General features: G+C 39.9%; 13 protein-coding genes. 6 read left to right on the top strand and 7 right to left on the bottom strand.

Annotated elements, in window-relative coordinates:
- Positions 1 to 103: 103 nt before the first annotated feature.
- Positions 104 to 1,015 carry a DNA-binding transcriptional regulator DsdC gene (gene dsdC, locus MP622_RS01175; RefSeq protein ID WP_243792105.1) on the bottom strand — a complete coding sequence of 304 codons (912 nt, stop codon included), beginning with the start codon at positions 1,013 to 1,015 and terminating at the stop codon, positions 104 to 106.
- 246 nt (positions 1,016 to 1,261) lie between these two features.
- Between dsdC and MP622_RS01170 the strand changes: the two genes are divergently transcribed.
- Entirely contained in the window at positions 1,262 to 2,596 is a 1,335-nt protein-coding gene (locus MP622_RS01170; RefSeq protein WP_243792103.1) for a D-serine ammonia-lyase, read from the top strand.
- Positions 2,597 to 2,676: 80 nt separating this feature from the next.
- Here MP622_RS01170 and MP622_RS01165 read toward each other — a convergent pair whose 3' ends face one another.
- On the bottom strand, positions 2,677 to 2,850 hold the full coding sequence (locus MP622_RS01165; protein WP_243792101.1) for a hypothetical protein: 174 nt from the start codon (positions 2,848 to 2,850) through the stop codon (positions 2,677 to 2,679).
- Between the two features lie 60 nt (positions 2,851 to 2,910).
- On the opposite strand from MP622_RS01165, the gene MP622_RS01160 reads away from it, so the two are divergent.
- Both MP622_RS01160 and MP622_RS01155 read left to right on the top strand, forming a co-directional pair.
- Positions 2,911 to 4,434 (top strand): cryptochrome/photolyase family protein, encoded by a 1,524-nt coding sequence (locus MP622_RS01160; RefSeq protein ID WP_243792099.1) that lies wholly within the window; start codon positions 2,911 to 2,913, stop codon positions 4,432 to 4,434.
- A gap of 4 nt (positions 4,435 to 4,438) precedes the next feature.
- Positions 4,439 to 4,579 carry a DUF2256 domain-containing protein gene (locus tag MP622_RS01155; protein WP_347881056.1) on the top strand — a complete coding sequence of 47 codons (141 nt, stop codon included), beginning with the start codon at positions 4,439 to 4,441 and terminating at the stop codon, positions 4,577 to 4,579.
- A gap of 82 nt (positions 4,580 to 4,661) precedes the next feature.
- On the opposite strand, the gene MP622_RS01150 is transcribed toward MP622_RS01155, so the two are convergent.
- Entirely contained in the window at positions 4,662 to 4,925 is a 264-nt protein-coding gene (locus tag MP622_RS01150; protein WP_243792097.1) for a TIGR03643 family protein, read from the bottom strand.
- A gap of 246 nt (positions 4,926 to 5,171) precedes the next feature.
- On the opposite strand from MP622_RS01150, the gene MP622_RS01145 reads away from it, so the two are divergent.
- From MP622_RS01145 to MP622_RS01135, 3 genes are read left to right on the top strand one after another with little or no spacing between them, the layout of a single operon-like run.
- Entirely contained in the window at positions 5,172 to 5,741 is a 570-nt protein-coding gene (locus tag MP622_RS01145; protein WP_044740858.1) for a nuclear transport factor 2 family protein, read from the top strand.
- Positions 5,714 to 6,214 (top strand): chalcone isomerase family protein, encoded by a 501-nt coding sequence (locus tag MP622_RS01140; protein WP_104441585.1) that lies wholly within the window; start codon positions 5,714 to 5,716, stop codon positions 6,212 to 6,214. The genes MP622_RS01145 and MP622_RS01140 overlap by 28 nt, the downstream gene beginning before the upstream one ends.
- Positions 6,215 to 6,233: 19 nt before the next feature.
- Positions 6,234 to 6,929, top strand: coding sequence for a response regulator transcription factor (locus tag MP622_RS01135; RefSeq protein WP_243792095.1), 696 nt, complete (start codon positions 6,234 to 6,236; stop codon positions 6,927 to 6,929).
- Here MP622_RS01135 and MP622_RS01130 read toward each other — a convergent pair.
- From MP622_RS01130 to MP622_RS01115, 4 genes are read right to left on the bottom strand one after another with little or no spacing between them, the layout of a single operon-like run.
- Complete coding sequence (locus MP622_RS01130; RefSeq protein WP_243792093.1) at positions 6,926 to 8,254, bottom strand: HAMP domain-containing sensor histidine kinase; 1,329 nt, start codon at positions 8,252 to 8,254, stop codon at positions 6,926 to 6,928. The two genes, MP622_RS01135 and MP622_RS01130, sit on opposite strands and share 4 nt — an antisense overlap.
- A 33-nt stretch (positions 8,255 to 8,287) precedes the next feature.
- Complete coding sequence (locus MP622_RS01125) at positions 8,288 to 9,337, bottom strand: cyclopropane-fatty-acyl-phospholipid synthase family protein (protein ID WP_104442340.1); 1,050 nt, start codon at positions 9,335 to 9,337, stop codon at positions 8,288 to 8,290.
- 8 nt (positions 9,338 to 9,345) lie between these two features.
- Positions 9,346 to 10,125, bottom strand: coding sequence for a DUF1295 domain-containing protein (locus MP622_RS01120; RefSeq protein ID WP_243792091.1), 780 nt, complete (start codon positions 10,123 to 10,125; stop codon positions 9,346 to 9,348).
- Between the two features lie 27 nt (positions 10,126 to 10,152).
- Positions 10,153 to 11,352, bottom strand: coding sequence for a cyclopropane-fatty-acyl-phospholipid synthase family protein (locus MP622_RS01115; RefSeq protein ID WP_044740864.1), 1,200 nt, complete (start codon positions 11,350 to 11,352; stop codon positions 10,153 to 10,155).

The raw sequence follows: 11,352 nt of genomic DNA, 5'->3' as shown, positions 1-11,352 counted from the left end.
AAGAGACTTTACAAACTGCGCTGATGAACAGAATATTCAATCTAATTCAGGCTTTTATGTTTATATCATTATTCCACTTCGACCTCATTGAGTTATTCAAGAATTAGGTTTGAACTTTTAACCATCGAATAAAAGCATCAACTTTCGGTAATCGTGGATTCTTTCCAGAAATGGTGTAGTAATGCTGCTCACAAGCTAAAAACATTTCAGAAAATGGCATAATCAACGCCCCACTTTCAAGGTCTTGTTGCACCAAACGCTTTCTGCCCATACAAATGCCCAAATGTTGTTTTGCTGCAAGTAATGCCAAATCCGAACGGTCAAACAGCATCCCCTTCGATAAACCCAATTCCACAGAAAAATGAGTCGCCCAGCTCTGCCATTCATCCATACTAGTCTCATTGTTCCATGCTTGGCTATCGTGCAATAACGTGCAATGCTGTAACTGTTGTAACTTCCCAGTTAAATTCATCTTTTCAGCATATTGCGGGCTACATACAGGAACAATTTGTTCATCCATCAAGTAATCATAATTTAAATGTTGTGATGGTTGATGACCAAAATACAGCGCCAGATCAATACCTGTGCGTTGAAAATTCACCATCTCATTGCCTGTTAAAATTGACAGTTCAATTAATGGATATTGTTGAATAAAATCCTGTAATTTAGGAATCAGCCAACATTGGGTAATAGAAGGTCGTGCATAGATAGTGAGAGAACCCGCCAAAGCCTGATTTTGAATTGCTTTTATTTCTGTACTTAAATGATCGAAAGATAATTGTAAAGCTGCCAGTAATCTATGCCCTGCATGACTCAAGGCTAGCTTACGATGCAAACGTTCAAATAATTGGATATTGAGTTCTTTTTCAAGCAGATTGATTTGATGGCTGACAGCACTCGGTGTCAAACATAACTCAGCGGCTGCCATAGCAAATGATTCGTGTCTTGCAGCAACTTCAAAAGTATAAAGTTTGGATAACTGAAAACCTGTTAGATTGTTATAGGACGTACTCATTTGTTTTATCTCTATTCATGGCTCTCATCTTGATATTGAAATTAAGCACAAGCTTTTACTTAAAATCAATTCATCTAAACAAGTTCTATTCAACACTAAAGTGCATTACAGATGAATTATTTTCACGTATAAATTAAATATCATCATTTGACCCAGTGTAGTAAATGCATTGAAATAAGCTCACAGTCGTTGTCTTGCCACTAAATATTTCTGTTTTTAGCCTGCAAAACCTATATGAGCCATTACATGAATCCTCAACAGATCCAGCAACTCACTCAACAGTACCCCATTGTTAAAACATTGATCGAACTGAAAGAAACCATTTGGTTTAATCCTGATTTCACAACATTAGAAGAAGGGTTACCTTATGTTGGACTCAATCAGGCAGACATTTATGATGCACGTGACCGTTTAGCTCGCTTTGCGCCCTATCTAATGGCTGCATTTCCAGAAACAACCGCAAACAATGGAATCATCGAATCTGAGCTGATATCAATTCCAGAGATGCAACAACAGTTAGAAGCACAATTCGGACAAAAAATTGAAGGAACCCTCTGGCTTAAAAAAGACAGCCATTTACCCATTTCTGGTTCTATTAAAGCCCGCGGGGGAATTTATGAAGTGCTCTATTTTGCTGAAAAAATAGCACTGGATGCAGGTTTACTAACCTTGCAAGATGACTATGCCAAATTAAACTCCCCTGAATTTAAAAAGTTTTTTAGTCAATATCGTATTGCGGTAGGGTCTACTGGAAATCTAGGACTATCCATTGGCATCATGAGTGCGCAACTGGGTTTTAATGTGACAGTCCATATGTCGGCAGATGCTCGGCAATGGAAAAAAGATAAATTACGTGCGCATGGCGTCACTGTTGTCGAATACGCAGAAGATTATGGTGTTGCGGTTGAAGCAGGACGTAAAGCGGCACTCGCAGATCCAAACTGCTATTTTATTGATGATGAGAACTCTAAAAACTTGTTTTTAGGTTATGCCGTTGCAGGGGAACGCTTAAAGCAGCAATTACAACAACGTGATATTCAAGTCGATCAAGAACACCCTTTATTTGTCTACTTACCTTGTGGTGTCGGTGGTGGCCCTGGTGGTGTAGCTTTTGGTTTGAAAATGGCATTTGGCGATCATGTCCATTGTTTTTTTGCCGAACCCACACATTCTCCCTGTATGTTATTGGGCATTGCCACGGGCTTGCATGATCAAATTTCGGTACAAGAGATTGGGATCGACAACATGACCGATGCAGATGGACTCGCTGTTGGTCGTGCTTCAGGTTTTGTTGGTCGCGCCATGCAGCGATTATTAGACGGTCTTTACACTTTAGATGATCAGACCCTTTATCAATTGTTGGGTTTGCTGAACCAAACCGAAAAACTGCAACTCGAACCTTCAGCTCTAGCTGGCATGTTGGGGCCTGTGCTCATTTCCAAACATCCTGAATATGCGGCAATGCATCATTTAACGCCACAACAACTAAAAAACGCCCATCATATTGTTTGGGGTACGGGTGGTGGTATGGTGCCCGAAGAAGAAATGTCCCAGTATTTGGCTAAGGCTGCTCAGCCCTAATATGTTGTCTTTCTAACTCCATTTAAAGATAAAGAAACACGCTGTTAGCCCCTATGCTGAAAGCGTGTTTTGATATGCTGTTAAAAGCAAGTTCGATTCAGCACTTCCGTTTCTTTTTCTTGGTATGGAAAATTACATCTATCCTTGATGATATTTAACGCTTTTTCTCTGTCTGGCACATCAATAACCGTTGTGATGATTACATTCAACAGATGCCCATAATGATCTAAAGGTTTTTCATCCAAACGTTTCACATAAAATTGATCTTTAAAAGTTTAGACTGCATTTAACATAACCTTATATATTAAAAAAATATGCGTTTTGGTTTAATTCTAGGTGATCAATTAAATCACCAACTGGCAACACTCAAGTATTTGAACCGTGAAGAAGACATCATTCTTATGGCTGAAGTACTTGAAGAAACAACTTATGTTGCCCATCATCCGCAAAAAATAGCGCTGATTTTTAGTGCCATGCGCCACTTTGCCAAGGAACTTCAAGCAGCAGGTTGGAAAGTTCGTTATCACCCATTCAAACGGGATAGCGAAATCAAAAAAATAATTGATTTCATCCAGAGTCAACAACAGTTATTTCCTGTATCTACACTGGTCGTCACCCAATGTGGTGAATATCGTTTACAGCATGAAATTGAGACGTCATGGGGCAACACGCTACAACTACCCGTTGTGTGTTTGGAAGATGATCGTTTCTTTTGTCGCTTAGAACAATTTAATCAATGGGCAAACAAATATAAAACGCTGAGAATGGAGTATTTTTATCGAGAAATGCGTAAGCAAACGCAATATTTAATGCATGAACAACAGCCTGTGGGTGGGCAATGGAATTTTGATCAAGCCAACCGTAAAGCATGGCTAGGCAAACCACCTTTGCCTAACCCATTAACATTTGAACATGACCAAATTGACTTGAACGTTATTCAACTCGTTAAAGCAGAATTTTCTCAGCATATTGGTAATATTGAGCAGTTTCACTGGGCAACCACTCGTCAAAATGCGCTGCTTGCTTTAAATCATTTTATTTCTGATCGCTTGCCCTACTTTGGCGACTATCAAGATGCCATGATTTATGGATCAGATTTTATGTTCCATAGTCTGCTTTCCCCATATTTAAATTGTGGCTTGTTATTGCCCAAAGAAGTCTGTGATGCTGCCCAAACAGCTTATTACAATGGTCACGCACCCTTGAATGCAGTAGAGGGTTTTATTCGACAGATTCTTGGGTGGCGAGAATATGTTCGGGGAATTTACTGGTTATATATGCCTCAATATAGCCACCAGAACACACTCGAAAATATAACGCCTTTACCGCAATATTACTGGACGGGTCAAACCAAAATGGCCTGTATGGCAGAGTGTTTTCGGAGTACCTTTAAACATGCCTATGCGCATCATATTCAGCGTTTGATGATTACGGGGAACTTTGCACTTTTAGCAGGTATACGCCCACAGGAAATCTGTGAATGGTATCTAGCCGTATATGCCGATGCATATGAATGGGTCGAATTACCCAACACTTTAGGTATGGTGACGCATGCCGATGGTGGCTTAATGGCAAGTAAACCCTATGCAGCGTCGGGCAACTATATTCATAAAATGTCAGATTACTGCCAGCACTGTAGCTATAACGTTAAGACCAAAACCGAACCAGACAGTTGCCCATTTAACAGTCTTTACTGGTATTTTATGCTCAAGCATGAAGCCATTTTTCGTCACAATCCACGTATGGCAATCATTTATAAACAACTGGATCGTTTGCAAGATAAACCTAAGCTCATTGCCCATGCCCAATCATTACTTCATCAATTAGATCAATTGTAAGAACATGAAAAAACAGCATTTACCAGATAAAATATGCATGTATTGCAAACGCCCTTTTACATGGCGAAAAAAATGGCAGCGTTGCTGGGATGAAGTCAAATATTGTTCAAAAAGATGTAAACGACAAGCTCGGTTAACTCGATGAATAAATCTAGTCATAGCATTACAATAGACTGACCTATATTTTGTTCGAACAAATTTAATTTTTCGATAGCCACGACTTATCGCTATGCATGCTTATACTGACGTGAACAATAAGCCCTACTAATATCTGGTGATCGTAATTGTTGGTGTTTGCTCTTACGACCTGCCATACGTTTGCGCCATAATTTAAAACTGCCAGATTTTAAATTCTGCCGCATTAGACGAATGACCGCAGACTCATCTAATCCGTACTCACGTTGGATTGCTTCAAAAGGTGTTCTATCCTCCCAAGCCATTTCAATGATTCTGGACAACTCTTGCTCAATGAATGTGTTGGTAATATTCATAATACTCTCTTGGATAAAATTCTAAGCTAAAACTATTTTTAGGATGATATTCAAACCTAAATGCTCATGTACTCATGCTCACTTGTATTGAATTAGCGGCTTTCTGTTTGTTGTTAATCTTAAAAAAAATAACATGAATTTTTTGTGATTTTTTTAGTTTTATAACGTGGAGTTGCTAGAAAAAGCTATTCACATTCGCTTCACACCAGCTTTCTTACATTAAATAAAAACCAAGGAAATAGTGTGATGAAAATTTTGACGACACTAATCACCACGACTATCGCAGTTTTCAGTCTAACTGCCTGTAAAAGTCTTCCAAGTTATAGCAGTGACTACAGTCAAGCAGATCAGAAGATAAAAGGCATTCCCTTCAATGATGAACAAGCCCACGATATAGGCTCACGTTTTGTCGCTGCCTTCAATACTTTGGGTACATCCAACTTTGTTACTCAAGCAAGTAGCCTGTATGCAGATCAATTGTATATTAATGATACGTTATCTCAGTTTTCCAATAAGCAAGAGCTGATCAAGCATTTTAAAGGTATGAATAATCGCGTCAGCAACGTCAGCGTCAAACTGATCAGCGCAACCCATCATCAAGATTCAGCCTACATTCATTGGTATATGGCTTACGACTTTAAAATGTTTGGGCGGACTAAAACCATGGCGTCGTATGGAATTAGCGAGATCAAGATCAATTCAAACCAACAAATCATTTTTCAGCAAGATTACTGGGACCCTGCCAACGGTCTATATCGTTCACTCCCTGTTTTTGGAGGTGCATACAAATGGGTATTACCATTCAAAAAATCCTGATTGGCTTGATCGGTGCAACTACATGTATGGTCAACCTTTCCACAAGTGCAGCCAGTCTGGAAAAATGTAACAGCGCACCTCTGGTTGTAACCAAAAAAAATGTGGGTACAGTGAGCTATTTCGCGGTCAACTGCCAAAAGCCGTGGGACAACCAGACCATCCGCTTAGATTTTAACTATAGCCACGACATTCCAGAATGGGCGTTTAAGCAGGCTGCGACCTATTTTTTAAAGAAAAATGTTACGGGCTTTACTGAAAAATCAGAATTAAATCAAATTACCCAACTCTACCGACCTGTTAAAGTCGGAGATCACTATAGTCTGGTTTATCAACATGAAAATCAAAAGCTTGAGCTAAAACTTAATCAAAAAAAGCTAGGAGAAATTCGTGATGCGAATGCCAATCAATATTTTAAAATCTGGTTTGGCAGTGCTCCATTTAATGCTAAATTAAAGCAACAACTATTAAATTAATTGGCATTCTTTTAAGCATATGAGTAATCACTTTATTCTGATGGTCGAGGATCATTTCGAATTGGCAGCAACTGTCTGCGAGTTTTTGGAAGCCCATGACTATGTAATCGATCATGCTCGAAATTTGGATGCTGCAAAAACTTTGCTCAAGTCACAACACTATAATTTATTATTATTAGATATTAATTTACCTGATGGTTCTGGTTATGAGTTGTGCGAATGGCTTCGTCATCAGCAAAATCTGGATATTCCTGTACTCATGCTTACAGCACGTGACACACTAGATGACAAACTTAAAGGCTTTGCATCAGGTACTGATGATTATCTGGTTAAACCTTTCGATTTTAATGAATTGGTCATGCGCATTCGTGCCTTGATTAAACGTGCTTTGGGTGAGGTCACCCATCATAAGTTGCAAATTCATGATCTTGTATTAGATAGTGCCACGCAAACTGTATCCCGTGCTGGACAAGCTATTGAGCTCCCTCCAATTCAGTTCAAACTACTTAAAATCTTAATGCGTAACTCGCCCAAGGTGATTACTAAACAAGAAATTATGATTGAACTATGGGGTGATGAAGAACCAGAAAGTGATGCTTTACGTAGTCATATTTACAACCTACGCAAAATGATTGATAAACCTTTCCCGCAAAAACTACTGCATACTGTTTCAGGTGTAGGTGTAAAAATTTCGTTGGAATCCCAAGATTACTAGTAAAAATAAACCACAACCACCAAACCTGTATTTGCTGCCAAATTAAGTTCAGGATGAATAGACATATAATATTCGCGATCGAACAGTTCCACTCGCCAACCCAACTGTTTACAGAGTTTTTCAACCAATTGTAAACCGATACCATGTCCTTTTATTTCGAAGCCAAGTGCTGTGCTCTTCAATTCTTGCACCTTGGCATCATTTGGTAAATTGATTCCAATGCCATTATCCGCAATCAGCAGACTATGCTTTTGTTGAATAATCTGAATTTCTGAACCTTGCGAATAATTCAATGCATTTCGGAGAATATTACTCAGCACCATTTTAGTCATAGAAGGGTACAAGTTTCTAAGCTGCTCAGATGTATCCTGCTGCACATAAATTTGCATCCCCTTACTTAGACTGACTGCATGCAAAGAATCTACCAAATCATCAATAATTTCAGACAATAACATCTGCTCCGAAGCAATATGCTGAGTGGTGTTTCGTGCAATCGCCAATAGAGTGTCGACCAGAAGCTGCATATCATCAATGGTGTTATTTAAGCGGGTAAATACTTTATCTTGTCCATATCGAGCCTGACAAAGCTGTACATTACCTTTTAAAATTGTCAGTGGCGTGCGTAATTCATGACTAACATCACCAGTAAATTCGCGTTCACGCTGAATAAATTCACTCAAGACATCATGATATTTTTCGAGTGCCTGCTTCAGATATTCCGCTTCCATATTGCCGTTGGTGTAAATATCTTGAAAGGGAGATGCTTGAGTCTTTTGATGTGCCCAATCTATATGTTCTAAAGCGTTTGCAAGCCGAGTAATAGGTGAGAAATAACGTCTAGCACGACGGTTTGACCACCATAAAAAACTGTAAAGAATAAACAGGCTGAACATGAGGGGAGCTAATCCAAATAACCAGACCAACTTATTGACATTACTTTCACCAAAGACCAGCAAAACGTGTTGACCGTTTTTTTCGCCATATACCGTCATACGCTCTTTGCCATCCACCCAAATACGATTGACTCCTATATTTAAGTGCATGTTCTGAAACTGTTGAGGTGGTGTACGAGTATTCCAGCGATAACCATAAAGGTTTTTGGTATCAGGCAAATCGGCGTCAGGATCGCGTGCCACACGCGACCAATAATGCTCCATTTCTTGTTCTAATGCCGTCTTTAATAAGGAACCTTTAATGATCCAAGCACTACAGCCTATCCCGACCACAATTGACAAGGCAATCAGCCCAATTTGCAACCAATAATAACGATTGAAAATTTCAGTTAAGGCATGCTTTTGAAAACTATGTGTCTGGGATTTCTGCATATCTTTTCCTTAGGTATGATCAGCAGCGGTGAGTTAAGGGGTCTTTTTATAAAATAAGAAATGACCAATCACCCACTCTTGCCCTTGTTCAAAACCAAACAGTTCCGCGCATGCCATGAAAAATATTCTCCAGCGTTGCCACCAAGCGTCCGCCTCTTTGCCATAGGTTTGCTCAAAGATCGGTTTAAGTTGCTCTTGATGTGCATCCATATTATCCAGCCAAGCATTTGCAGTACGTTCATAATGCTGACCAGACCATTGCCAATGCTGTTTGAGTTCTAAATGCTCTTGAAAATGTAAAAAGGTAGAGACCGAAGGCATCAGTCCGCCTGTAAAAAAGTATTTTGACATCCAGTCATATTCAGATTTTATCTCAAACGGATAATGTAAAAAACGATGACAGAATATATGACACCACAATAAACCTTCAGGCTTGAGCCAACCATTAATTTTTTCAAATAAGCGCTGATAATTTCGTACATGCTCAAACATTTCAACAGAAACTACCCGATCAAAATGATTTGGCTCAAGTTCCAAAATATTCACATCGCAGGTTAAGACTTCAATATTCTGAAAGCCACGAATTCTTGCCTGCTCTAAAATATGTTCACGCTGCGTTTTTGAATTTGAAACAGCGGTAATATGCGCATTTGGGTAACGCTCAGCCATCCATAAGCTGAATGATCCCCAACCGCAGCCTAACTCTAATATGCTTTGACCATCTTGCAACTTTGCTCGCTCACCGTAGAGTTGCAAAGCAAACTCTTCAGCTTGATCTAAAGTGGTCGTTTCATGCGCAAAATAACATGCACTATATTTCAGCCGCTTACCTAATACTGCCTGAAAAAATTGGGTCGGCAACTCATAATGCTGCTCATTGGCTTTCTCGGTTTCAATGGCGATTTCACTCTGCTTGAGCATATTCAGCACATCCATATAACGCTGTGCTGCCTGTTCAGGATCATAACGACCCTCTTGAATCAAACGCTTTTTGCTTAAGCTACGGATAGCAGCCCGAATGGCTTGGTCTGGAATTAAACCACTTTCAACCAGTTTTAATGATTTTTGAATTATATAATCCATGTGCGTACCTACTTTTTGGGTTTCCACGGAATGAACATTGAAGTCCGCTGTTGATAATCGAGATAATTCTGCCCACGATTTTTAAGTGCTTGTTGCTCGCTAAACGGAATACCCGTGATGTAATACAAAAATAGCCACATCAACACAGGATATACCCAGAGCAAGTGGAGTCCAGCTGCCACCCCTAAAATAGGATAGGCAAACCAATGAATCCATTCAAAAAAATAGTTGGGATGGCGTGAATAACGCCACAGTCCTTGATCCATGGTTAAACCACGATGTTGGGGCTGTTGTTTAAAACGATAGAGCTGCTGGTCAGCAATCGTCTCCCCCACAAACGCGAGGACTAAAATAAGTGCAGCAACAGCCAAAAATACGGGATAGCTAACACTCCAATCCTGTTGAGGCGTTGTTAATAAAGCCCACATTGGCAGGTAAAACAAAACAACTAAACCCGCCTGAAAAATAAAAAACAGTAAAAAACCAAAGTGCTGAAATTTCCCCATAGCACGACGCATATTGGCATAACGCGTATCTTCGTGCTGTTCGGCAAGATAACGTCGTAACAAATGCGCGCTCAATCGAATAAACCAAACACCACTCAAAATGCCAATGAACAGACGGATAGACATCGGAGCTAGATCAACAAAAACAGCTGTCAACATGATATTTAAAGCAAGACAGCCACTCCAAGCAACATCCACAATGCCTACACGGCGGTTGAATGTTGCCCAAACCCAACAACACAACATAATCGCAAGGTTCAAGATTACGAGCTTAACGAGCATCCTCTTCCCCTTTCTCGATTTGCCAAATTAATGACTGCTGGCTTCAAACAGCATATGTACATCGCTAATTACGCCTTCTTTGAAGCCGCCTTCGCAATAACATAAATAAAAGTCCCACATCCGAATAAAGTTTTCATCAAAACCTAACTGTAAAACCTGCTCTTTCGCATTGAGAAAGCGCTCACGCCAATGATGGATAGTCTGGGCATAGCTGAGGCCAATGTCATCAAGCTGTTTCAATCTTAACTTTTGTTGCGACGCTCTCTCTGTCAACACGCTTATGCACGGAATAAAGCTACCAGGGAAAATATAGCGTTTAATAAAATCAACTGTTCGCAGCGCTTTTTGATAGCGCGCATCTTCAATGGTGATGGCTTGAATCAGTGCCAGCCCCTGTGGCTTAAGTAAATCACGACATTTTTTAAAATAGGTGGGAAGATACTGTTCACCTACAGCCTCAATCATCTCAATTGACACCAATTTGTCATACTTACCTTCTAACAAACGATAGTCTTTCAATTGCACATCAACTCGATGACTTAAACCTGCTGCATGCACACGAGCCACAGCTTCATCAAATTGCGCTTGAGAAATAGTGATGGTGGTGACTTTACAGCCATAATGTTGAGCCGCATAAATTGCAAAACCGCCCCAACCGCTTCCAATCTCGACCAAATGATCTAAAGGTTTTAGTTGTAGTTTTTGACAGATCAATTCTTTTTTAAAATCGGAGGCAGCTTCCAAAGACATATCTACAGATTCGAAGACTGCGCTGGAATACATCATGGATTGATCGAGAAAAAGTTTAAAAAAATCGTTACTGAGATCATAGTGTTCTGCAATGTTTTTACGGCTGCCACTCAGGGTATTGCTCCGAGTTCTGTACCAGTTTTTCAGTATAAACTGGCTCAGTTGCGCCACGGCATTTTGATTAATCTTATCCAACACTTCACGATTTCGAGCCAAAATCTGTATCAGTTCGACCAGATCATCACTTTTCCAGTCTCCACGAATATAGCTTTCGGCAGCACCTAATACGCCTTGTTTGAATATCAACTGCATGACATCCGGATTGTGTACCTCAATCACAGCATGCAAATCTGAAGCCTCTCCAACAGTACCATTCCATATGCCACGAAAAGTAATTTGTCCATGACGTAGTCTGAGTAGGCTTCTAAGTAAAAATGGCAATGAAGCTTGCTCACCATAACGTAATGTTTTCATCAT

Origin of the sequence: Acinetobacter sp. PK01 (genome assembly GCF_022819285.1) — a bacterium.
In the GTDB taxonomy this organism is placed as follows: Bacteria; Pseudomonadota; Gammaproteobacteria; order Pseudomonadales; family Moraxellaceae; genus Acinetobacter; species Acinetobacter tandoii.
Note: the sequence above shows the minus strand (reverse complement) of the source record. Positions and strands in the feature narration are given on the sequence as shown.